At 71.5% G+C, this 22,204-nt stretch carries 21 protein-coding genes; 12 read left to right on the forward strand and 9 right to left on the reverse strand.

Annotation, left to right across the window (positions count from 1 at the left end):
• The first annotated feature begins 182 nt into the window (after positions 1-182).
• The 4 genes from NIE111_RS28840 (at position 183) to NIE111_RS28855 (ending at position 7,532) form a co-directional block, all read left to right on the forward strand.
• A complete protein-coding gene (locus NIE111_RS28840) occupies positions 183-3,953 on the forward strand; it encodes a multifunctional oxoglutarate decarboxylase/oxoglutarate dehydrogenase thiamine pyrophosphate-binding subunit/dihydrolipoyllysine-residue succinyltransferase subunit (protein ID WP_238687420.1) in 3,771 nt (1,256 codons plus the stop codon).
• 119 nt (positions 3,954-4,072) lie between these two features.
• Positions 4,073-4,258 (forward strand): DUF6104 family protein, encoded by a 186-nt coding sequence (locus NIE111_RS28845; RefSeq protein ID WP_030490374.1) that lies wholly within the window; start codon positions 4,073-4,075, stop codon positions 4,256-4,258.
• Between the two features lie 92 nt (positions 4,259-4,350).
• Positions 4,351-6,420, forward strand: a complete 2,070-nt coding sequence (pta, locus tag NIE111_RS28850; protein ID WP_238687421.1) for a phosphate acetyltransferase — start codon at positions 4,351-4,353, stop codon at positions 6,418-6,420.
• Positions 6,417-7,532 (forward strand): acetate/propionate family kinase, encoded by a 1,116-nt coding sequence (locus tag NIE111_RS28855; RefSeq protein ID WP_238687422.1) that lies wholly within the window; start codon positions 6,417-6,419, stop codon positions 7,530-7,532. The genes pta and NIE111_RS28855 overlap by 4 nt, the downstream gene beginning before the upstream one ends.
• Positions 7,533-7,649: 117 nt before the next feature.
• On the opposite strand, the gene NIE111_RS28860 is transcribed toward NIE111_RS28855, so the two are convergent.
• A complete protein-coding gene (locus NIE111_RS28860) occupies positions 7,650-7,823 on the reverse strand; it encodes a hypothetical protein (protein WP_167362491.1) in 174 nt (57 codons plus the stop codon).
• A 155-nt stretch (positions 7,824-7,978) separates the two neighbouring features.
• On the opposite strand from NIE111_RS28860, the gene NIE111_RS28865 reads away from it, so the two are divergent.
• Both NIE111_RS28865 and NIE111_RS28870 read left to right on the forward strand, forming a co-directional pair.
• Positions 7,979-8,875: an alpha/beta hydrolase family protein gene (locus NIE111_RS28865; protein ID WP_238687423.1), complete on the forward strand. Its 897-nt coding sequence runs from the start codon at positions 7,979-7,981 to the stop codon at positions 8,873-8,875.
• A 290-nt stretch (positions 8,876-9,165) separates the two neighbouring features.
• Positions 9,166-10,131 carry an alpha/beta hydrolase family protein gene (locus tag NIE111_RS28870; RefSeq protein ID WP_238687424.1) on the forward strand — a complete coding sequence of 322 codons (966 nt, stop codon included), beginning with the start codon at positions 9,166-9,168 and terminating at the stop codon, positions 10,129-10,131.
• A 194-nt stretch (positions 10,132-10,325) separates the two neighbouring features.
• Here NIE111_RS28870 and NIE111_RS28875 read toward each other — a convergent pair whose 3' ends face one another.
• The 3 genes from NIE111_RS28875 to NIE111_RS28885 form a co-directional block, all read right to left on the reverse strand.
• A complete protein-coding gene (locus tag NIE111_RS28875) occupies positions 10,326-11,288 on the reverse strand; it encodes a zinc-binding dehydrogenase (RefSeq protein WP_112583659.1) in 963 nt (320 codons plus the stop codon).
• Between the two features lie 170 nt (positions 11,289-11,458).
• Entirely contained in the window at positions 11,459-12,637 is a 1,179-nt protein-coding gene (locus NIE111_RS28880) for an NAD(P)-dependent malic enzyme (protein WP_238687425.1), read from the reverse strand.
• Between the two features lie 145 nt (positions 12,638-12,782).
• Positions 12,783-13,148 (reverse strand): S24/S26 family peptidase, encoded by a 366-nt coding sequence (locus tag NIE111_RS28885; protein ID WP_372488424.1) that lies wholly within the window; start codon positions 13,146-13,148, stop codon positions 12,783-12,785.
• A gap of 69 nt (positions 13,149-13,217) precedes the next feature.
• Here NIE111_RS28885 and sodN point away from each other — a divergent pair, with 69 nt between their 5' ends.
• The 3 genes from sodN to NIE111_RS28900 are packed head-to-tail and all read left to right on the forward strand — an operon-like array spanning position 13,218 to position 14,634.
• The gene (gene sodN, locus NIE111_RS28890; RefSeq protein ID WP_088987805.1) at positions 13,218-13,622 is read left to right on the forward strand and encodes a superoxide dismutase, Ni; all 405 of its coding nucleotides are present in this window, start codon (positions 13,218-13,220) and stop codon (positions 13,620-13,622) included.
• Positions 13,619-14,194, forward strand: a complete 576-nt coding sequence (locus tag NIE111_RS28895; RefSeq protein ID WP_238687426.1) for a GNAT family N-acetyltransferase — start codon at positions 13,619-13,621, stop codon at positions 14,192-14,194. Before sodN ends, NIE111_RS28895 begins: the two co-directional genes overlap by 4 nt.
• Before the next feature lie 32 nt (positions 14,195-14,226).
• Complete coding sequence (locus NIE111_RS28900) at positions 14,227-14,634, forward strand: ATP-binding protein (RefSeq protein WP_210784602.1); 408 nt, start codon at positions 14,227-14,229, stop codon at positions 14,632-14,634.
• A gap of 22 nt (positions 14,635-14,656) precedes the next feature.
• Here NIE111_RS28900 and NIE111_RS28905 read toward each other — a convergent pair whose 3' ends face one another.
• Complete coding sequence (locus tag NIE111_RS28905) at positions 14,657-15,046, reverse strand: hypothetical protein (protein WP_238687427.1); 390 nt, start codon at positions 15,044-15,046, stop codon at positions 14,657-14,659.
• A gap of 43 nt (positions 15,047-15,089) precedes the next feature.
• On the opposite strand from NIE111_RS28905, the gene NIE111_RS28910 reads away from it, so the two are divergent.
• Both NIE111_RS28910 and NIE111_RS28915 read left to right on the forward strand, forming a co-directional pair.
• Positions 15,090-16,040 carry a diacylglycerol/lipid kinase family protein gene (locus NIE111_RS28910; protein ID WP_091406065.1) on the forward strand — a complete coding sequence of 317 codons (951 nt, stop codon included), beginning with the start codon at positions 15,090-15,092 and terminating at the stop codon, positions 16,038-16,040.
• Positions 16,041-16,489: 449 nt separating this feature from the next.
• A complete protein-coding gene (locus NIE111_RS28915) occupies positions 16,490-16,747 on the forward strand; it encodes a WhiB family transcriptional regulator (RefSeq protein WP_088950012.1) in 258 nt (85 codons plus the stop codon).
• 138 nt (positions 16,748-16,885) lie between these two features.
• On the opposite strand, the gene NIE111_RS28920 is transcribed toward NIE111_RS28915, so the two are convergent.
• The 4 genes from NIE111_RS28920 to NIE111_RS28935 are packed head-to-tail and all read right to left on the reverse strand — an operon-like array spanning position 16,886 to position 20,299.
• The gene (locus NIE111_RS28920; RefSeq protein ID WP_238687481.1) at positions 16,886-17,653 is read right to left on the reverse strand and encodes a sirohydrochlorin chelatase; all 768 of its coding nucleotides are present in this window, start codon (positions 17,651-17,653) and stop codon (positions 16,886-16,888) included.
• A 17-nt stretch (positions 17,654-17,670) separates the two neighbouring features.
• A complete protein-coding gene (locus NIE111_RS28925) occupies positions 17,671-18,432 on the reverse strand; it encodes a phosphoadenylyl-sulfate reductase (protein ID WP_210784604.1) in 762 nt (253 codons plus the stop codon).
• The gene (locus tag NIE111_RS28930; protein WP_165435836.1) at positions 18,429-18,590 is read right to left on the reverse strand and encodes a hypothetical protein; all 162 of its coding nucleotides are present in this window, start codon (positions 18,588-18,590) and stop codon (positions 18,429-18,431) included. The genes NIE111_RS28925 and NIE111_RS28930 overlap by 4 nt, the downstream gene beginning before the upstream one ends.
• Positions 18,587-20,299 (reverse strand): nitrite/sulfite reductase, encoded by a 1,713-nt coding sequence (locus NIE111_RS28935; protein WP_238687428.1) that lies wholly within the window; start codon positions 20,297-20,299, stop codon positions 18,587-18,589. Before NIE111_RS28935 ends, NIE111_RS28930 begins: the two co-directional genes overlap by 4 nt.
• A gap of 385 nt (positions 20,300-20,684) precedes the next feature.
• Between NIE111_RS28935 and NIE111_RS28940 the strand changes: the two genes are divergently transcribed.
• Entirely contained in the window at positions 20,685-22,193 is a 1,509-nt protein-coding gene (locus NIE111_RS28940; protein ID WP_238687429.1) for a glycosyltransferase family 39 protein, read from the forward strand.
• Positions 22,194-22,204: the final 11 nt, after the last annotated feature.

A 22,204-nucleotide genomic window follows, 5' to 3' on the forward strand; every position in this document is an offset into this window, starting at 1 on the left:
GGTGCGCGCAGGCGTTGCTGAACTTCTGGCATCTTCTGTGAAACCGGCCACGGGACCGAGGCGGAAATGCCTGCGGGATCGGTACGGCGTAGCCTGGGAGCCGTCTAGTCCGTGCTCCTAATCGGGCGCGACGGACCCACCGCGTGCCACACAAACCCGCGTGAAAGAGGCGATTACCGGCCGTGTCGACCCAGCAGACTTCGCAGGAGAACCCACTGGCGGGTTTCGGCCCGAATGAGTGGATCGTCGAGGAGATGTACCAGCGCTACCTCGCCGACCCATCGAGCGTCGATTCGGCCTGGCACGACTTCTTCGCCGACTACCGACCGGCACCGGGAGCGGGCACCCCGCGCGGCGCCGAATCGTCGGACAAGCCGGCCGCCGCCCCGGAGCCGGACGGTCAGCCGGAGGCAGCCGCCACCGTCGCCCAACCGAGCGCCCCGGCCACGCCGGCGACCGCTAGCAAGCCGGCCGCCGCCCAGGCGGCGCCGGCCAAGCCCGCCGCGCCGGCCACGAAGGCCGCGCCGGTGAAGACCACCGCACCGGAGAAGGCCGCTGCGCCCAAGCCGGCCGCCAAGGCCGCCGCGCCGAGCGCCGACGGCCCGCAGACCACACCGTTGCGGGGCGTCGCGGCGAAGATCGTCCAGAACATGGACGCCTCGCTGAGCGTGCCCACCGCGACCAGCGTGCGCGCAGTCCCGGCCAAGCTGCTGGTGGACAACCGCATCGTGATCAACAACCACCTCGCCCGTGGGCGCGGCGGCAAGGTCAGCTTCACCCACCTGGTCGGCTACGCGATGGTTCGCGCGCTGGTCCAGCACCCCGAAATGAACAACTCCTTCGCCGAGGCCAACGGCAAGCCGGCGGTGCTCCGCCCGGCACACGTCAACCTCGGCATCGCGATCGACCTCGCCAAGCCGGACGGCAGCCGCAACCTGGTGGTCCCCTCCATCAAGGGCTGCGAGCAGATGGACTTCCGGCAGTTCTGGCAGGCGTACGAGGACGTGGTCCGACGGGCGCGGCGCAACGAGCTGACCATGGAGGACTACTCCGGCACCACGATCTCGCTGACCAACCCGGGCGGCATCGGCACCGTGCACTCGATGCCGCGGCTCATGCAGGGGCAGAGCGCGATCATCGGCGTCGGCGCGATGGAGTACCCGGCCCCCTACCAGGGGATGTCCGAGGCCACCCTGGCCGAGCTGGCGGTCAGCAAGATCATCACGCTGACCAGCACGTACGACCACCGGATCATCCAGGGCGCGCAGTCCGGCGAGTTCCTCAAGGTGATGCACGAGCTGATCCTGGGCGAGCACGGTTTCTACGACCAGATCTTCACCGCGCTGCGCATCCCGTACGAGCCGGTGCGCTGGATGCGCGATGTCGCTGTCAACTCCGAGGGTCAGATCAACAAGACCGCCCGGGTGCACGAGCTGATCCACGCGTACCGGGTGCGCGGTCACCTGATGGCCGACACCGACCCGCTGGAATTCAAGATCCGCAAGCACCCCGACCTCGACGTCCTGCAGCACGGGCTCACCCTGTGGGACCTGGACCGCGAGTTCCCGGTCAACGGCTTCGCCGGCCGGCAGCGGATGAAGCTCCGCGAGATCCTCGGCGTGCTGCGCGACTCGTACTGCCGCCGGGTCGGCATCGAGTACATGCACATCCAGGACCCGGAGGAGCGCCGCTGGGTCCAGGAACGGATCGAGCGCAAGTACGAGAAGCCGTCCGCCGACGAGCAGAAGCACGTGCTCAACCGGCTCAACGCCGCCGAGGCGTTCGAGACCTTCCTCCAGACCAAGTACGTCGGCCAGAAGCGCTTCTCGCTGGAGGGCGGCGAGTCGCTGATCCCGCTGCTCGGTGAGGTGCTGGAGTCCTCCGCCGAGAACGGGCTGGACGAGGTCGTCATCGGCATGGCCCACCGGGGTCGGCTCAACGTGCTGGCCAACATCGTCGGCAAGCCGTACGAGAAGATCTTCTCGGAGTTCGAGGGTCACCTGGACCCACGCTCGACGCAGGGCTCCGGCGACGTGAAGTACCACCTGGGCCAGAACGGCAAGTTCACCACCCCCGACGGCGAGCACGCGGTCAAGGTGTCGGTGGTGGCCAACCCGTCGCACCTGGAGGCCGTCGACCCGGTGCTGGAGGGCATCGTCCGGGCCAAGCAGGACCGGATCGACCTCAAGCTGGAGGGTTACACGGTGCTGCCGCTGGCGGTGCACGGTGACGCCGCCTTCGCCGGGCAGGGTGTGGTCGCCGAGACGCTCAACCTGTCCCAGCTGCGCGGCTACCGCACCGGCGGCACCGTGCACGTCGTGGTGAACAACCAGGTCGGCTTCACCACCGCCCCGGAGTACAGCCGGTCCAGCCTCTACAGCACCGACGTGGCCCGGATGATCCAGGCGCCGATCTTCCACGTCAACGGCGACGACCCGGAGGCAGTGGTCCGGGTGGCCCGGCTGGCCTTCGAGTACCGGCAGACGTTCAACAAGGACGTCGTGATCGACATGGTCTGCTACCGCCGGCGCGGGCACAACGAGGGCGACGACCCGTCGATGTCCAACCCCCAGATGTACAAGATCATTGACTCGAAGCGCTCGGTCCGCAAGCTCTACACCGAGGAGCTGATCGGTCGCGGTGACATCACCGTGGAGGACGCGGAGGAGCTGCTGCGCGACTACCAGGCGCAGTTGGAGAAGGTCTTCAAGGCCACCCGGGACGCCGCCTCGGCACCGCGCCAGCTCAACCGGCCGCGCCGCGAGGAGGAGCCGGAGCCGCAGGTCGACACCGCCACCGACGCGTCAGTGGTCAAGGCCATCGGCGAGGCGCACGTCAACCTGCCGGAAGGCTTCACCCCGCACAAGCGGATCCAGCAGCTGCTGGACCGGCGGGCCAAGATGTCCGTCGAGGGCAACATCGACTGGGGCTTCGGCGAGATCATCGCGCTCGGGGCGCTGCTGCACGACGGGGTCACCGTCCGGCTCGCCGGGCAGGACTCTCGTCGCGGCACGTTCGTCCAGCGACACGCCTCGGTGGTCGACTCCCGCACCGGCGACGACTACCTGCCGCTGAAGTCGCTCACCGGCGACGGCGACCGCTCCCGGTTCTTCGTGCACGACTCGCTGCTCAGCGAGTACGCGGCGATGGGCTTCGAGTACGGCTACTCGGTGGAGAACATCAACGCCCTCGTCGCCTGGGAGGCCCAGTTCGGCGACTTCGTCAACGGCGCCCAGTCGGTGATCGACGAGTTCATCTCGTCCGGTGAGGTGAAGTGGGGCCAGCGCTCCGCCATCACCCTGCTGCTGCCGCACGGCCACGAGGGTCAGGGCCCGGACCACACCTCCGGCCGGCCGGAGCGGTTCCTGCAGATGTGCGCCGAGGACAACATGCGGGTGTCCATCCCGACGACCCCGGCGAACTACTTCCACCTGCTGCGCCGCCAGGCCCTGTCGCCCAAGCGCAAGCCGCTGGTGGTGTTCACGCCGAAGTCGCTGCTGCGGCACAAGCTCTGCGTCTCGTCGGTGGAGGACTTCACCACCGGCACCTTCCAGACGGTGCTGCGCGACACGGCCGCCCCGGCGCCGGAGTCGGTGAAGCGGGTGCTGCTCTGCTCCGGCAAGGTCTACTACGACCTGTTCCAGGCCCGGCAGGAGCGCGGCGTCACCGACACCGCGATCCTCCGGCTGGAGCAGCTGTACCCGCTGCCGGTGGAGGAGATCCGGGCCGCCCTCGCGCAGTTCCCGAACGCGGAGGACTTCGCCTGGGTGCAGGAGGAGCCGGCCAACCAGGGTGGCTGGTCGTTCGTCGCGCTCAACCTGCTGGAGCACCTCACTGACGTTCGGCTGCGGCGGATCTCCCGCCCGGCCGCGGCCGCCCCGGCGGTCGGCTCGGCCAAGACCCACGAGGTCGAGCAGAACGCGCTGATCGAGGCGGCACTCCCCCGCCCGTGACCTGACCTGAGCACGGAAGCCGGGGCAGGGCCGTTTCACCACGGTCCTGCCCCGCTCCGTCGGTCCACCCGCCATCTCATCCGCCCGGCCCGAGCCGGGCCGAGCACGAGGACGTACCCATGTACTTCACCGACCGTGGCATCGAGGAGCTGGTCGAGCGCCGGGGCGAAGAGCAGGTCACGCTGGAGTGGCTAGGCGAGCGCCTGCGCGACTTCGTCGACCTCAACCCGGACTTCGAAACCCCCATCGAGCGCCTGGCAACCTACCTAGCTCGCCTGGACGACCCCGACGACGAAGACGCCTAACCCCGTTCCGCACCCGGTGATCAAGAAGTTTCGGTCACGATGGGGGCCGGAGCTGACGCAAACTTCTTGATCAACGGGCAGGGGGTGGGAACGTGGCTCGGAGTGTTTACCTCACCAGCGTGGGGTCCGGCGGGGGCAAGTCGACGATTGCCCTCGGGTTGGCGGAGTTGCTGTCCCGCCAGGTCGGGCGGATCGGCGTGTTCCGGCCGTTGGTGGCCGACACCGGCCAGGACCCGATCCTCGCCCTGCTGAGCGAGCGGTACCGGGTCGAGGTGCCGCTGTCCGAACTGGCCGGGGCGAGCTACGCCGAGGCTTCGGCGCTGGTCGCCGACGGCCGCCGGGAGCAGCTCATCTCCGCCATCGTCGAGCGCTACCGGGCGGTGGAGCGGCAGTGCCCGGCGGTGGTGGTGGTGGGCAGTGACTTCGACGAGCCGGGCGACCCGGCCCACCCCCGGGAACTGGCCTTCAACGCCCGGCTGGCCACCGAGTTCGGCAGCGTGGTGGTGCCGGTCGTGGACGGCTTCGGGCAGGAGCCGGCGGCTGTCGCGTCGGCGATGCGGGGGGCGTACCACGATCTGGCCGACCTCGGCGCAACGGTGCTCGCGGTGATCGCCAACCGGGTGACCGCGCCGATGACGCTGCCCGACCTGCCGGTCCCCGCGTACGCCATCCCGGAGGTGCCGAGCGTGTCCGCGCCGACGGTGGCCGAGGTGGCGGCGGCGCTCGACGCCACCCTGCTGGCCGGAGACGACGCCGCGCTCGGTCGCGACGTGCTGGACTTCGTGGTCGGCGCGGCGCACGTGCCGACAGTGCTGGGCCACCTCACCGAGGGCGCCCTGGTGATCACCCCCGGGGACCGGGCCGACCTGCTCGTCGCCGCGAGCGCCGCGCACGTGGCCGGGCAGGTGTCGGTGGCCGGGCTGGTGCTCACCCTCGGCGAGCAGCCCGACCCCAGGGTCATGCGGCTGGTGGAGGGGCTCAACACCGGGTTGGCGGTGCTCTCCGTGCGTCTCGACAGCTACGACACGGTGGCCGCGTCCAGTCGCATCGAGGGCCGGCCCAGCGCGACAAATCCCCGCAAGGTGGAGGCCGCGCTCGGCGCGTTCGAGCGCTGTGTGGACACCGACGACCTGGCCCGTCGGCTGCGGTTCAGCCGGTCGGCGCGGGTCACCCCACTGATGTTCGAGAACGAGCTGATCGACCGTGCCCGCTCGAAGCCCCGGCACCTGGTGTTGCCGGAGGGCACCGACGAGCGGATCCTGCGCGCGGCGGAGATCCTGCTACGGCGTGGAGTGGCCGAACTGACGGTGCTCGGCCGGCCGGACGACATCTCCCGACGCACCCGGGAGCTGGGCATCGACCTCGGCGACGTACAGGTGGTCGACCCGGGCGCCAGCGAGTGGCGCGACGACTTCGCCGCCGAGTACGCCCGGCTGCGCGCCCACCGGGGCGTCACCGCCGAGTTGGCGCACGACATCGTGGCGCAGCCCAACTACTTCGGCACGTTGATGGTGGCCACCGGCCGCGCCGACGGCATGGTCTCCGGGGCCACGCACACCACCGCAGCTACCATCCGGCCGGCGTTCGAGATCATCCGTACGCTGCCGGACGTCTCGGTGGCCTCCAGCGTCTTCTTCATGCTGCTCGCCGACCGGGTGCTGGTCTACGGCGACTGCGCTGTCAACCGCGACCCGGACGCGGCCCAGCTCGCCGACATCGCGATCTCGTCGGCCGACACCGCCGCCCGGTTCGGCATCGAACCCCGGGTGGCCATGCTGTCGTACTCGACCGGCAGCTCCGGCGCGGGCGCCGACGTGGAGAAGGTCGCCGCGGCCACCGCGCTGGTCCGGGAGCGCCGGCCCGACCTGCTGGTCGAGGGGCCCATCCAGTACGACGCGGCGATCGACCCGGCGGTGGCGGCAACGAAGCTGCCCGACAGCCCCGTGGCGGGGCACGCCACCGTCTTCATCTTCCCGGACCTGAACACCGGCAACAACACGTACAAGGCGGTGCAGCGCTCGGCCGGGGCGGTCGCCGTCGGCCCGGTGATGCAGGGCCTGCGGCGGCCGGTGAACGACCTGTCGCGGGGTGCCACGGTGCCGGACATCGTCAACACCGTGGCGATCACCGCCATCCAGGCGGCCACCGAGGAGGCGTCGTGAGTCGGGTACTGGTGCTCAACTGCGGGTCGTCGTCGGTGAAGTGGCGCCGCTACGACGGTGACCGGGCACTCGACCACGGCACCGTCGAGCGGATCGGTGAGCCCGGCGGCGGCCCGGCGGACCACGCCGAGGCGGTCCGGCAGATCCTGGACGGGCTGGACCTGGCCGGGCTGGCGGCGGTCGGACACCGGGTGGTGCACGGCGGCCGGACGTTCAGCGCGCCGGTACTCGTCGACGACGCCGTGCTGGCCGCGATCAAGAATCTGGTGCCGCTCGCCCCACTGCACAACCCGGCCAACCTGGCCGGCATCGAGGTGGCCCGCGCGGCGCTGCCGGACGTCCCGCAGGTCGCCGTCTTCGACACCGCGTTCCACCACACCCTGGCGGAGGCCGCCGCGACGTACGCGATCGACCGGGACACCGCCGAGCGGTACGACATCCGCCGGTACGGCTTCCACGGCACCTCGCACGCGTACGTGTCCCGGCGCACCGCCGAACTGCTGGGCCGCCCGTACGAGCAGATCAACACGATCACCCTGCACCTGGGTAACGGGGCCAGCGCCTGCGCGGTGGCGAACGGTCGCAGCGTCGCCACCTCGATGGGCATGTCCCCGTTACAGGGGCTGGTGATGGGGACCCGCAGCGGCGACGTGGACCCAACCGTGATCTTCCACCTGCGCCGCGAGGGTGGGCTGTCGGTGGACGACATCGACGACCTGCTCAACCACCGCAGCGGCCTGCTCGGGCTGACCGGCGCCAACGACATGCGCGAGGTGCTCGAACGCCGGGCGGCCGGTGACCGGGCGGCGGCGTTGGCCTTCGACGTGTACTGCCGGCGCATCACCGAGTACGTCGGGGCGTACTACGCGCTGCTCGGTCGGGTCGACGCGATCGCCTTCACCGCCGGGGTCGGCGAGCACGCCGCGCCGGTGCGGACCACCGCGCTGGCCGGCCTGGGCCGGCTCGGCATCACAGTGGACGATGCCCGCAACGACGGCGAGGGTGACCGGTTGATCTCGCCCGACGGCGCCGAGGTGAGCGTCTGCGTCATCCGCACCGACGAGGAGCGGGAAATCGCCCGGCAGACCCGGGACGTGGTCGGGGCGGCCTGACGCAACTGAGGCGCGCACCCCCGGGGAACCCGAGGGTGCGCGCGAGTCGGTGAAGCCCGTTCGGTGCCGGCGCCAGCCACGCGACTCGATCAGCGAGACGCCAGCCAGGCGTCTCGATCAGCCGGTCGCCAGCCAGGCGACGAGTGCCACCAGCACCACGACGACCACTGCCGCACCGATGATGAGCGGCAGGCGGGACGGGGCCTCCGTCGGCGCAGCGGTCTCCGGCGTCTGGTTGAAGGCGCGGAACGCCTCGGTGTTGCCGCTGGGGTCCGTGTAGTTCTCAGGCATGTCGGTGACCCTAGCGAAGCCGGCCAGGCGGCACCGTCCCCGGCCCGCGGCGTCCCAGGGGTGGACCCGGCCGGCGGAGGGGACCGACCGGGTGGCGCGTGCACCCGAGCCGGACGGCGGGGCCGCCACGCCCGCCCGGCACCTACCGTGGAACGATGGGGGCGGGCCGGCTGATGGCCGTACTGGTGACAGCGCTGCTGGCCGGTTGTGCGCCGGCCACCGCCGTGGCCGGCGGGGCCACCGGGCCGGTGTCGGCGCGTCGGGCGCCCGAGGTGTCGTACGCCGTCGGCGTGCGTACGTTCACCCTCGATCCGCGCTCGACGCGCCCCCTGCCGGTGACGATCTGGTACCCGGCGTCGACCGATCAGGTGGCGGCCGGACGGTTCCCGGTGGTGGTCTACAGCCACGGGCTGGACAGCCTGCCCGAGCTGCACGCCGGCCTGACCACCCGCTGGGCGGCGGCTGGCTTCGTGGTGGCCGCACCCGCGTACCCGCACACCCGACAGGGTGCCGCGCACTTCACCCGGGCCGACGTACGCCACCAGCCGGCCGACGCCTGGCGACTGATCCGGTATCTGGGCGACCTCGACCGGAGCCCTGTCGATCCCCTCGCCGGGCACCTCGACCTGACCTCGGTCGCCGCCGCCGGGCACTCGGCGGGCGGCTTCACCACCTCGGGCATGTTCAGCGAGGGTCACCCGGCTCGGCTACGCGCCGGGATCGTGATCGCTGGCGGTGGGCTGCCGGGCAGCTTCGCCGGGCCGGCCGCGCCAGTGCTCTTCGTGCACGGCACGGCCGACCCGGTGGTGCCGGTGACTGTCGGCCGGGCCGCGTACGCCCGCACCCCCGGGCCGGCCGGGTTCCTCAGCCTGCTCGGCCAGGACCACGGCACCTACCTCACGCCGGGTCACCCCGGCTTCGCCCCGGTGCTCGCCACCACCACCGACTTCCTGCGCTGGACCCTCTACGGCGACCGGGCCGCCGGTGCCCGCCTCCCCGCCGACGCCCACTCCCCCACCCTGACCCGTTACGAGTCCCGCCCGGCCCACTGACCCGACCGACACAGGTGGCGGCCCAGGTCGAGTTCAAGCAGATGCACCCGGTCTGGATGCCGGAACGACGCGCCCCCGACCGGATCGACGAGATCGTTGCGCTGGAACGAACCGGTACACCCCCAACGCCGCCTTCCCTCCGCGCGCGCTGACCGACGCCGCATGTCGGCGACGCCCGCTCGCCGAACGTGCTACGGCCTGATACCGACCGCGCAGCGCTGGGTGAGTCGACGGGCACACCGCGTCGAAGTCCACCAGGCACGTCGGCGGGGCGAGGCACAATCGGATTCATGCCACGTCGCGTCACCCCCGCCCTGCTGGCCAGCGCCGTGCTCATGGCCGGTCTGGTCGGCTGCTCAGCGGACGCCAGGAAGACCGAGGGTCAGCAGGCGCCCGTCGAGCCACCGCCCGCCGCCACGCCGACACCGCAGGTCCCCGCCGGCGAGGCCCCGCAGCGCGCCTTCGCGGTCGGCGTACGCCAGCTCAAGCTGAACCGGGACGGCCGCGCGCTGCCGACGACGCTCTGGTACCCGGCGGCCGGGCAGTCTGGCGGCGCGGCCAAGCGGTCGGCGACGGCGGCTGAGGGCCGGTTCCCGGTGGTGATGTTCAGTCACGGCCTGGGTGGAAGACCGGACGACTACGCGACGCTGCTGACCCGCTGGGCGGCGGCGGGTTTCGTGGTGGCCGCGCCGACATTCCCGCACACCTCGCGGGGCGCTGACAACAACGTCCTCGACGTGCTCAACCAACCCGCCGACGTGTCGTACGCGTTGGACCAGGTGCTGGCGTTGGACGGCAAGGCCGGCGACGCGTTGCGCGGCCGGCTGGACGGCGAGCGGGTGGCCGCGGCCGGGCACTCCGCGGGAGGGGTGACCACCATCGGCCTGTTCACCGCGAGCCGGGACGAGCGGCTGGACGCGGGTGTGGTGTTCGCGGGCACGGCGCTCGGCGTGGGCACCGCGTTCGCGGGTGCGGCAGCGCCACAGCTGTTCGTGCACGGCGAGTTGGACGAGGTGGTCGAGTACGCGGCGGGCAGGGCCGCGTACGACAAGGTGCCCTGGCCGAAGGCGATGCTGAGCCTGCCCAAGGGCGACCACGGGCGGGCGCTGCTCGGCGACGGCGCGACGCTGCGGGTCGTCTCGGACACGTCGGTCGAGTTCCTGCGTTGGTCGCTCTACGGCGACGCCGACGCCAAGAAGCGCATCTCCACCGACGCGACGCGCGGCGACATCGCCACCTTCGACGACCACCTCTGACGGCCGCTCCGGCACTCGACCGCCACAAGATCGTGCAGTAACCAGGAAATAGTGGCCTCCCACGACGCGGAGGCCACTATTTCCGTGATGTTGCGCGATCTTGCGGCGGGCCAGGCCAGGCCAGGCGGGACCAGGCGGGACCAGGCCAGGCGGGACCAGGCCGGGCGGGGCGGCGACGCCGCGCGCGGTGCGCGTCAGGCCGTGTGGTCGATGACGACCTTGCCGAAGGCGTCGCCGGAGTGCAGTCGGGCGAAGGCGTCCTCGACCCGGCTGAACGGGATGACGCTGTCCACCACCGGGCGCACCTCGTTGTCGGAGCAGAACGCCAGCAGCTCGTACAGCTCGCCGGGCGTGCCCATCGAGGTGCCCAGGATCTCCAGCTGCATGGCGAACACCCGGCGCAGGTTGACCGACGGCTCGTGCCCGGCCGTCGCGCCGGAGACCACGATCCGGGCCATCGGCGCGGCCGACTTCAGCGAGTGGTCGAAGGTGGCCGCACCGACCGTCTCGATCACCACGTCCACCCGCTCCGGCAGCCGGGCACCGGGTTCCACGGCGATGGCGCCGAGGGCCGAGATCCGGTCCCGCTTGACGGCGTCGCGGCTGGTGGCGTACACCCGCTTGCCCATCGCGACGGCGAGCGCGACGGCCGCTGTGGCCACGCCGCCGCCCGCGCCCTGGACCAGCACGCTGTCGGCGTCCGCGACGCGGCCCTTGGTGGTCAACATCCGCCATGCGGTCAGCCAGGCCGTGGGGAGGCACGCCGCGTCGGTCGCCGCCATGCCGTCGGGCAGCGGGATCAGATTCGACCGGGGTACGGCCACCCGCTCGGCGAGCGTCCCGGCAAAGTGCTCGGAGAGGATGGAAACCCCGCGCGGGTCACCTGGTGTGACGACCACCGGGTACACGACCACCGGGCGCCCCTCCGGGTCCAGCCCGACAGCGTCACAGCCGAGGATCATCGGCAGCTGGGCCTCGGTGAGACCCACCCCGCGCAGCGACCAGAGGTCGTGGTGGTTGAGCGAGGTGGCCCGCAACTGCACGGTCACCCAGTCGTCAGCCGGAGGGGTCGGCTCGGGCCGCTCGCCGACGGTGAGCGCGGCGAGCGGATCGGCGTCGTCGAAACGGGAGGCAAAGGCAGCACGCATGATCGGCACGGTAACAAGCTGAGCGCTCGTTAAGAAGCCTGCGCGCAGGCCGGCGGCGCATGCTGCGCCGGAGCGCCCCCGGCCAACGAGTGCGCACAGGCCGGCGGCGTCGGAACGCCCCCGGCCCACGCGTGCGCACAGGCCGGCGGCGTCGGAGCGCCCTCGGCCAACGCGTGCGTTCAGCGGCGGGCGACGCCGTCGCGGCGGGCGGCCTCGGCGACCGCCTCGGCCACGGCCGGCGCGACGCGCGGGTCGAGCGGGGACGGAACGATCGCGTCGGCGGTCAGGGACTCCGCCACCACACCGGCGATGGCGTCCGCGGCGGCGACCTTCATCGCCTCGGTGATCCGGGTGGCGCCGGCATCCAGCGCGCCGCGGAACACACCGGGGAAGGCCAGCACGTTGTTGATCTGGTTCGGGTAGTCGCTGCGCCCGGTGGCGACCACAGCGACGTGCCGGGCGGCCACCTCGGGGTGCACCTCGGGGGTCGGGTTCGCCAACGCGAACACGATCCCGCCGGGCGCCATCCCGGCCACCGCGGCCTCGGGGATCTGCCCGCCGGAGACCCCGACCAGCACGTCCGCGTCGCGCAACGCCTCGGTGATGTCGCCGTGGCGGCCGTCGGCGTTGGTGCTCGCCGCCAACTCGGCCTTGGTGCCGGTCAGCTCGGTGCGGTGCCGGCCGATGATTCCCTTGGAGTCACAGACCACCACCTGGTCGGGGTTGACGCCCCCGGCGATCAGCATCTTCGTCACGGCCACGCCGGCCGCGCCCGCGCCGCTCACCGCCACCCGCAGGTCACCGAGCTTGCGGTCGAGCAGCGTCGCGGCGTTGCGCAGCGCGGCCAGCACCACGATGGCGGTGCCGTGCTGGTCGTCGTGGAAGACCGGGATGTCCAGCGCCTCGTCGAGCCGACGCTCGATCTCGAAGCAACGCGGCGCGCTGATGTCCTCCAGGTTGATCCCACCGAAGGACGGTGCCAGCGCCCGCACCACGGCAACGATCTCGTCCACGTCCTGGGTGTCCAGGCACACCGGCACGGCGTCCACCCCGGCGAACTGCTTGAACAGCACCGCCTTGCCCTCCATCACCGGGAGCGCGGCCCGGGGACCGATGTTGCCCAGCCCGAGCACCGCCGAGCCGTCGGTGACCACCGCGACCGTGTGCGACACCCAGGTGTAGTCGTCCACCAGGGCGGGGTCGGCGGCGATCGCCTCACACACCCGGGCCACCCCCGGGGTGTACGCCAGGGAAAGGTCCTCCCGGCTGGTGAGCGGCACTGTCGAGGTGACGGCCATCTTGCCGCCCCGGTGCAGGAGGAAGACGGGATCAGCGGGGTCCACGGTGGACGACGACATGGTGGTGACTCCAGGATCTGTCGAGCAGATGTGAGGCGGCCTGCCTCGCCGCGAGGTGGGCGGCGAGCGGTGGCACGCGGTGCGGGGGGTCACCCGGGCACTTTCCGAGCATAGTGTCGGCACCACCCCTCGGATGTGAGCAGGGTCATAACTGACGGCGAGGTACCCGTCCGGGGCGTGGCCAGTAGCGGGCCACCACCCGCCCCCGTACGTCGGCCACCCCGTACGCCCGGGAGTCATCGGTGATCAGGTCGTTGTCGCCACGCAGCCACCAGCCGCCGTCCTGCGGCCGAACCGCACGCTTCACCACCAGCAGATCGGGCCGGGTCCGGAAGACCGCGACCACCACGTCGCCGGCGCGGATCGGGCGGCCACCGGGACGAACCAGAACCGCGTCGCCGTGCCGCAGGGTCGGGGCCATGGACGGGCCGGTCACCAGAACGGCGGTCAGCGGCCCGCGCAACCGGGGCACCTCAGCCGGGTGATCGGCGGCCACTGGTTTCACCTCCACTCCGTTCGGGGAGCATTCCCAGGAGTAATGTCGCCTTTGATCATCGCAAACTTCCCATGGAGGATCCCGATGCGACTTCCGCGCATCCTTGCGCCCCGCGTCACCGCGAGCGCTCACTGCGACCTGCCGTGCGGTGTCTACGACCCGGCTCAGGCCCGGATCGAGGCCGAATCGGTCAAAATGATCTGCGAGAAGTACCAGGCGAACACCGACCCGGAGTTCCGCACCCGCGCCGTCATCATCAAGGAGCAGCGCGCCGAGCTGGTCAAGCACCACCTCTGGGTGTTGTGGACCGACTACTTCAAGCCGCCGCACTTCGAGAAGTACCCGAACCTGCACAGCCTGTTCAACGAGGCCACCAAGCTCGCCGGCGCCGGTGGCGTCAAGGGCAGCCTCGACCCGGCCACCGCCGACAAGCTGCTCGCGAAGATCGACGAGATCTCGAAGATCTTCTGGGAGACCAAGAAGGCGTGACCTCCCCGGTCATCCCGACGATCCGGCCGGCACGTCCCGAGGACGTGCCGGCCGTCGTCGCCATGGTGCACGAGTTGGCCGAGTACGAGCGTGCCGCGGAGCAGTGCCACCTCACCACCGAGCAACTGACCTCGGCGCTCTTCGCGACTGCTCCAGGTCGCGGCGTGGCGTCAGACGCGCCGAGCTGGAGCGGTCGTACGACCGCTCCGGCGCTCTTCGGTCACGTCGCGGTGGACGCGCACGACGAGCCGGTCGGCTTCGCGCTGTGGTTCCTCAACTTCTCCACCTGGGCCGGCGTGCACGGCATCCACCTGGAGGACCTCTACGTCCGGCCGGCCGCCCGGGGCACCGGAGCCGGTCGACTGCTGCTCGCCGCGCTGGCCGACATCTGCGTACGACGCGGCTACCAGCGGCTGGAGTGGTGGATGATCGACTGGAATCCGGCGGCCGGGTTCTACGCCTCGATCGGCGCCGAACAGATGAGCGAGTGGGTTCCCTACCGACTCAGCGGCGCCGCGCTCCGCGAGCTGGCCGAGCACGCCACCACCGCCGGCACGCGTACGGGCGACTGACCGGGTAGAGTCCCCGACCGGGGGGATGAGGCGTGACTCAACTGACTGGCCAGCCAGCGACCGACGACGACGTGGTGCACCTCACGGTGCCTGCCGACGGCGGTTACCTCGGCGTGCTCCGCACCGCCACCGCCGGTCTCGCGGCCCGGTTGCAGTTCGCGCTCGACGAGATCGAGGATCTACGGATCGCTGTCGACGAGGCGTGCGCCATGCTGCTCGCCATCGCCACCCGCGACGCCGAGTTGGAGTGCCGCTTCGCGGTCACCGAGGACGCGCTGACCGTCGAGGTGACGGTGCCGACCGTGCGCGGTGCCACCCTGCCCGGCGAGTCATCGTTCGCCTGGAAGGTGCTCACCGCGCTGACCACCTCGGCGTCCGCCACCTCCGCCGACGATCGGGCCACGATCGCGCTGCTCACCCGCCGCTCCGGCGGCTACTAACCGGTCCGACGCACCGGCGGGGTCACTCGAAGCCGAGGGCCCGGGTCGTCGGTGGGCAGATCAGCAGCCAGGCCACGCCCAGGCCGAGCGCCATCAGCGGCACGCCCAGCCAACCCAGTCCGGCCTGGATCATGAACCACCCGATCGGCAGCACCATCAGCTGAAGCACTATCGCGGGGGCTCGTGCGCCCGCCTGACGGCGTAGCAGCGCGCGACCCAGGGCCCAGAGCGCGACGGCCGCCCCGATGGCGAACACTGTCACCAGCAATGCCACCAGCAGGTCGGTGCGGGTGGCCGTGAGGTCGGCCCAGATCAGCCAGACGGCGATCAGCCCGACGACGGCCGCCTCCGCCCACAGCAGCCGGACCGCCCAGCGGAGCGTGACGGGGATCGGGTCCGAGTCGATGGTCACGCGCGCCACGATACCCGGGCTGCCGGAAGGTACAGTGCCGCCCATGCGGGCCGTCCTGGTGGTCAATCCGAAGGCCACCACCACCAGCGAACGCAGCCGGGACGTGCTCGTCCGGGCGCTGCGCAGCGAAGTCGATCTCAGCGTGCGCTACACCCGTCGGCGTGGACACGCCGTGGCGCTGGCCCGGGAGGCAGCCGCTGAGGGCGTCGACCTGGTCGTCACCCTGGGTGGCGATGGCACTGTGAACGAGGTGGTGAACGGCCTGATGACGGCCGAACCGCCGACTCGCGCCGGCGACGCGCCGATGGCGGAGCGACTGCCCGCGCTGGCGACCGTCCCCGGTGGCTCGACAAACGTGTTCGCCCGCGCTGTGGGTCTGCCCCGGGAGTGGCCGGAGGCGACCAGCATGATCCTGGAAGGGCTGCGGCTGGGCCGGAGCCGGACGGTGGGGCTGGGCCTCGCCGACGACCGCTACTTCACCTTCTGCGCCGGCTTCGGCCTGGACGCCGCGGTGATCCACCGGGTGGAGCAGGCCCGGCGGAAGGGGCGGGTCTCGACACCATCGCTCTATCTGCGCTCGATCATGAACCAGTACTTCTTCGCCTCGGACCGGCGGCATCCGGCGATCGTCCTGGAGCGTCCGGGTGAGCCGGCGGAGGCCGAGCTGGCCACCGTCATCATCCAGAACACGGCGCCGTGGACGTACCTGGGCGACCGGGAGGTCAACCCGAACCCGGCGGCGTCGTTCGATCTCGGGCTCGATGTGCTGGCGTTGCGTCAGCTCCGGGTGGCTAGCACAACACGGACAGTGACGCAGTTCCTGTCCCGGCAACCGGATCCACGCGGTCGGCAGGTGTTACGACTCCATGACACCGCGGAGTTCACGCTGGTCTCCAGTCGTCCGCAGGCGTTCCAGCTGGACGGGGACTATCTCGGCGAGCGGGAGAAAGTCAGATTCACCTCCGTTCCGGCCGCACTGAGAGTAATCTGCTAGGTCTCGGGTACTGCCCTTGGTCGACACGGTGGCCACAACCGATCGACTTGGTCGCCGCCACACCGAGGGGCAGGTGCCGGAAATGTCAGCAATGTCACGCGGACTGTACTATATTGATCCTCGACTGTGGCACGGCGGGTAACCAGGAAAGCACTGGAATCCGGACAAATGGGTTGTGGGCTTGCTCACCGCCCGGAGTTTTTCCGAGCGTCACCCTTGACATCGCGACTGTTCGTGAAAGTATTCACAAGCGAACTTGAGTTACCGGGACATTGCCTGGATATGCTCGTCAGGTTGAGCTGTTCCAGCAGGTCCCCGGCGCTGAACGCCTGCTCACGCACTGCCGAATGGACAGACGCTAACTGTCACCATCGGCACTGCGGATGCATATAGGAAAAGCACGACAAGCAATTGTTCGCCACCCATCCAGAATGAGGAGTGTTGCCGCCATGGACTGGCGTCACCATAGTGTCTGCCGCGACGAGGACCCCGAGCTGTTCTTCCCGATCGGGACGTCTGGACCGGCTCTGCTGCAGGTCGAGCAGGCCAAGGCCGTCTGCAGGCGCTGCTCCGTGACCGACCAGTGCCTTCAGTGGGCACTCGAGTCTGGTCAGGACGCCGGCGTCTGGGGCGGAATGAGCGAGGAGGAGCGGCGCGCCGTCAAGCGGCGCGGCGGTCTCCGGGTGTTGCGCGCTCACTCCGCCTGAACCCCAACACACAGCTGTACGCCCCGGTGGGTTCGCCCACCGGGGCGTTCTGCTGTCCGGCACCGGATCACCCAGTGCCCGCACGGGCCGGGATCACCCAGTGCCCGCACGGGCCGGATCACACAGCGCCGGCACGGGTCAGCCCGTAGACGCCAGCACCGGCCGATCGTCGACCCGACGCAGCACCAACTCGACCAACTCCGGTGCGTCGGTCAGCGGCGCGGCGACCGCCACCGCACCCGCCGCCCCGGCCGCCTCGGTCACCGCGTCATGGAACAGCCCCGGCGCGAGGAAGTACGCGGACACCGCGACCCGACGCGCGCCGGACGCCCGCAACCGGGACACCGCCACACCGGCCGCTGGTGGAGCCGCCGAGGCGTACGCCACCCGGCAGGGCACCCCGAACTCCACGCCGAGCGCATCGGCGACCCGGCCCACCGATCGCCGCGCCCGCGCGTCCCGGGTGCCCGCCGCGGCCAGCACCAACGCGTCGAAGCGGCCCGGACGCGTCTCACCCAGCCGTCGGCACAGCCCGGCCAGCAGCCCAGGATCGGGAGTGTCCTCCGCCGGCCCGAGCACATCGGTCACCCGTACCGACAGCGGTGGCCCGGACCGCGTCGCCGCGGCGACCGCCGCCGGAATGTCCACCCGATGGTGGTACGCGGCGGTCAGCAGCAGAGGCACCAGCACCGCCCGGCGGTGACCGGCCACGGCCAGGTCCCGCAGCACCTCGGTCGGCCCCGGCTCGGTGTGGTCCAGCCAACTCGCCCACACCGGTGTGCCCGGCCGGGCCGCCGACACCGCCCGAGCCAGCGCCCGGGTGGCATCGGCAGCCCGTGGGTCACGACTGCCGTGCGCGACAAGCACCACCGGGTCCGCCCCGCCAGCCGCACCGAGGCCGGTCAGGGGCGTCGCCGGGGAGGTCAGACGTGCAGCCCGCACTCGGTCTTCTCGAACATGGCCCACCGGCCGGCCCGCGCGTCCTCGCCGGCCTTCGTACGGCGGGTGCACGGCCAGCAGCCGATCGACCCGTAACCCTGCTTGAACAGCTCGTTGACCGGCACGTTGAAACGGGCGATGTAGGAGTCCACATCCTTCTGCGACCAGGCCGCGATCGGGTTGACCTTGACCTTGCCCCGACGGGCGTCGAAGGTCACCACAGGTGTGTTGGCTCGGCTCGGCGACTCGTCCCGACGCAGACCGGCGGCCCACGCGTCGTACCCGGTCAGCGCCCGCTCCAGCGGCTCCACCTTGCGCAACTGGCAGCAGTCGTCCGGCGACTTGTTGAACAGCCGAGGGCCGTACTGGCCGTCCTGCTGGCCGACGGTGAGCCGGGGCCGGATCGACCTGACGTTCACCGGCAGCGTCCGGGCGACCTCGTCGCGTACCCGTAGCGTCTCGGGGAAGTGCAGGCCGGTGTCGAGGAAGACCACGTCCACCCCGGGGGCCACCCGGGAGACCAGGTGCGCCAGCACGGCGTCGGCCATCGAGCTGGTCACGCAGAACCGCTCACCGAAGGTCTGCGCCGCCCAGCGGGCGATCTCCAGTGCCGGGGCGCCCTCCAGGTCCCGAGCGGCCTGCTCGGCCAGGGCCCGCAGCTCGTCCGGGTCGCGCCGGGCCGGGTCGGCCGACGTCGAGCCGCCCGGGCCCACCAGGCGCAGGCTCGCGGCTGAGACGAGACTCATGAGGTCACCGCCCGACTCAGCAACCCGGTGAACTTCACCGAGAAGACCCGGGTGCAGGCGTGGCACTCCCAGGCGCCGTGACCCGCCTCGTGCGGCCGTAGGTCCTCCTCGCCGCAGTACGGGCAGTACAGAGGTGCCGCTCGGTTCTCGCTGCTCACCGCAGTTCCTCCTCGTCGACTCTGATCACCCAGTTGGCGAACGTCTCGCCCTCGCTCCGACCGGCCAGGTAGCGACGGGCCAGCCGTTCCACGTACTCCGGAAGTTCGTCGGCGGTGGTCTTCAGGCCGCGAAGCTTGCGGCCGAAACCGGCGGTCTGCCCCTGGGCCATGCCCAGCCCGCCGCCCAGGTGCACCTGGAAACCCTCGACCTGCCGGCCGTCCGGGCCGACCACCAGTTGCCCCTTGAGCCCGATGTCGGCCACCTGGGTGCGTGCGCACGCGTTCGGGCAGCCGTTGATGTGGATCGAGATGTCCGCGTCGAAGTCGCGCAGCCGCTGCTCCAGCCGGGCCACCAACTCCTCGCCGCGGGCCTTCGTCTCGACGATGGCGAGCTTGCAGTACTCGATGCCGGTGCACGCCATCGTGCCGCGCCGCCAGGCGGACGGCCGGGCCTCCAGACCGATTCCGCGCAGCGCGTCGATCAGCGACTCCGTCCGCTCCGACGGCACGTCGAGCACCAGCAGCTTCTGGTACGGGGTGAGCCGCACCCGGTCGCTGCCGTGCGCCTCGACCACGTCGGCCAGCTGGCTGAGCTGCGCGCCGGAGACCCGCCCGACCACCGGAGCGGCGCCCACGTAGTGCCGCCCGTCGGCCTGCTCGTGCACGCCCACGTGGTCGACCGGCTTCGACGGCAGGATCGGCGCCGGGCCGTCGAGCAGCGTACGACCGAGGTAGTCCTTCTCCAGGACCTCGCGGAAGCGCTCCACGCCCCAGTCGGCCACCAGGAACTTCAACCGGGCCCGGTTGCGCAGTCGGCGGTAGCCGTAGTCGCGGAAAATCCCGACCACCCCGGCCCACACGTCCGGCACCTCGGCCAGCGGCACCCAGACGCCGAGCCGCTTGGCGAGCATCGGGTTGGTGGAGAGTCCCCCGCCGACCCAGACGTCGAAGCCGGGCCCGTGCTCCGGGTGGTCGACACCGAGGAAGGCGATGTCGTTCGACTCGTACGGGGTGTCCACCAGCCAGGAGATCGACGTCTTGAACTTGCGGGGCAGGTTGGAGAACTGCTTGTCGCCGACGTACCGGGAGACGATCTCGTCGATCGCCGGGGTCGGGTCGAGCAGCTCGTCGCGGGCCACCCCGGCGACTGGGCTGCCCAGCACGATCCGCGGGCAGTCGCCGCAGGCCTCGGTGGTTTGCAGACCGACCGACTCCAGCCGACGCCAGATCTCCGGCATGTCCTCGACCCGGATCCAGTGGTACTGGATGTTCTGCCGGTCGGTGATGTCGGCGGTGTCCCGCGCGAACTCCCGGGAGATGTCCGCGATCACCCGCAGCTGGGCAAGGCTGAGCTGCCCGCCGTCGATGCGGACCCGGAGCATGAAGAACTCGTCCTCCAGCTCGTGCGGCTCCAGCACCGCGGTACGCCCGCCGTCGATGCCCGCCTTGCGCTGGGTGTAGAGGCCCCACCAGCGGAACCGGCCCCGCAGGTCCTGCGGATCGATCGAGGCGAAGCCGCGATGCGCGTAGATGGTCTCGATGCGGGCCCGGACGTTGAGCGGGTCGTCGTCCTTCTTGATCCGCTCGTTGGGGTTGAGCGGCTCGCGGTGGCCGAGCGCCCACTGACCCTCACCCCGTGGCCGGCGCGGCGCTCGGGTCGGGCGAGCCGTCGGGTCCTCGGAACGGGCCGGGATGCTGCTGACCGCCATCGCGGCGTCCTCCGTTGTCTGCTGTGCCTCGGGATACGCGGGGCGCGGCGGCCGGCCCGGCGAAGCGGGCGGGACAACGGTGTCTGAGACAGCCGGCGCGGAGCGCGCCCGAGACAGAATGGTCGGGCGTCGTCAGTAGGCCGGACAGATCGCGCTGCGCACGCGGCCGTAATCGACGTGGCGACGTGCCACGAAGCGGCGGACGACTGCGGCGGTCATGGGCCCATGCTGCCACACCCCATGGGGGCCGGCCAATGTCCACGTGCTGGATCCCACATCACGGGCCGGAGCTCAGCCGACCAGCTGGTCACCAAGGACAGTTCGGGCATAACGGGGAGAGCGCCGGTGACGCCCACGGAGGGGGTGGTCGTGGCAGGCTCGGACCGTGCGGCAATTGTCCGAGAGGTCGGCCGGCGCGGCGTGGGAGCACCTGCGCCGCCTGCCGGTCTGGCTCCCCCCGGCGCTGTTGACAGTGGCGGTGACAGTGACCGGGCTGGGCTCCGCCCAGCTCTGGCGCGACGAATTGGCGACGTGGAGCGCGGCCACCCGGTCGCCCGGCGACCTGGCCCGACTGGCCGGCACCATCGACGCCGCCACCGGGCCGTACTACCTGCTGATGCACCTCTGGACGGGGGTCTTCGGCGACTCCACGATCGCCCTGCGCGTACCGGCCGTGTTGGCGATGACAGTGACCGCCGGGCTGCTCGCCGTGCTCGGCGCGCGGCTCGTCGACCGGCGCGGCGGTCTCTTCGCCGGGCTGCTGTTCGCGGTGCTCCCCGGCACCTCCCGCTACGGGCAGGAGGCTCGCCCGTACGCGCTGGCCACCATGCTCGCCGTGCTCGCCACAGTGCTGCTGGTGGCCGCGTTGCGTCGACCGAGCTGGGCCCGCTGGGCCGGTTACGCCGCCGCCGTCGCCGCTCTCGGGCTCATCCACCTGATCGCGCTCACACTGCTCGCCGCCCACGCGCTGGTCGTCCTCATCGTCTGGTGGCGCGGCCCGGCCCCGGCCGGCATCGCCACCCCGGCCCAGCCCGACGCCGAGCGGGACCGGCGGGTGTGGCGGTGGCTGGTCGCCGTGGTGCCGGTCGCGCTGCTGGCCGGCCCGCTGCTGGTCAAGGCGCGTAGCCAGCAGTCCCGGCAGTTGAACTGGGTCCACCTGGCCCGGCTGGACGACCTGAGCGCGCTGCCCGGCGGTGTGGCCCAGAGCAGTGTGGTCGGTGGCCTGCTGGTGGGGGTCGCCGCGCTGGGCGCGGCCCGGCTCGGGCGGCGCTCCCTGCTGCCGGTCGGCGCGGTGCTGCTGCCCGTACTGCTGCTCTTCGCCGCCGGCACTGTCGTACCGCTGTGGGTGCCCCGGTACCTGGTCTTCGTGGTGCCCTTCGCGTGCCTCCTGGCGGGCGCGGCGCTGGCCGCCGTGGCCGCTCCGGCCGCGCTCGTCGTGGTGATCCTGGCCGGGCTGCTCGGCCTACCCGACCAGGCCGCGCTGCGACGGACCCACGAGTGGCCACGCAGCGCGCCGGTGGACTACGCGGGGGCGGCCCGGGTGATCGCCGACGGCCAACGCCCGGGGGACGCGGTGGTCTACTCGCCCCGACACAGCTGGCTCTTCCTCGATCTCGGCATCGAGTACCACCTCAGCGACCCGCCACGCGACGTGCTGGTCACCGAGGACGAGGTCCGCCGCGGCGACCTGTGGGCCGCCGAGTGCCCCCAGCCAGCACCGTGCCTCGCCGGTACGACGAGGGTGTGGCTCGTCGTCTCCGGCCGGCACGCGGAGCCGCTGGCCGCTGTGCCCGGCCCCAAGGGCGACGCCCTACGCACCGACTTCACCGTCACCCAGGTCTGGCCGCGCCCCGGCCTGACCATTGCCCTGCTGACCAGCCGCCCCGACCGCTGACCGGCCCGTCC

Origin of the sequence: Micromonospora hortensis, from assembly GCF_022230935.1 — a bacterium.
Lineage (GTDB): Bacteria > Actinomycetota > Actinomycetes > Mycobacteriales > Micromonosporaceae > Micromonospora > Micromonospora hortensis.

Coding starts and splice junctions, on each gene's coding strand:
- NIE111_RS28845 (WP_030490374.1), top strand. CDS start 4,073: ATGTACTTCACCGACCGTGGCATCGAGGAGCTGGTCGAGCGCCGGGGC.
- NIE111_RS28860 (WP_167362491.1), bottom strand. CDS start 7,823: ATGCCTGAGAACTACACGGACCCCAGCGGCAACACCGAGGCGTTCCGC.
- NIE111_RS28865 (WP_238687423.1), top strand. CDS start 7,979: ATGGGGGCGGGCCGGCTGATGGCCGTACTGGTGACAGCGCTGCTGGCC.
- NIE111_RS28870 (WP_238687424.1), top strand. CDS start 9,166: ATGCCACGTCGCGTCACCCCCGCCCTGCTGGCCAGCGCCGTGCTCATG.
- NIE111_RS28880 (WP_238687425.1), bottom strand. CDS start 12,637: ATGTCGTCGTCCACCGTGGACCCCGCTGATCCCGTCTTCCTCCTGCAC.
- sodN (WP_088987805.1), top strand. CDS start 13,218: ATGCGACTTCCGCGCATCCTTGCGCCCCGCGTCACCGCGAGCGCTCAC.
- NIE111_RS28910 (WP_091406065.1), top strand. CDS start 15,090: ATGCGGGCCGTCCTGGTGGTCAATCCGAAGGCCACCACCACCAGCGAA.
- NIE111_RS28915 (WP_088950012.1), top strand. CDS start 16,490: ATGGACTGGCGTCACCATAGTGTCTGCCGCGACGAGGACCCCGAGCTG.
- NIE111_RS28925 (WP_210784604.1), bottom strand. CDS start 18,432: ATGAGTCTCGTCTCAGCCGCGAGCCTGCGCCTGGTGGGCCCGGGCGGC.
- NIE111_RS28935 (WP_238687428.1), bottom strand. CDS start 20,299: ATGGCGGTCAGCAGCATCCCGGCCCGTTCCGAGGACCCGACGGCTCGC.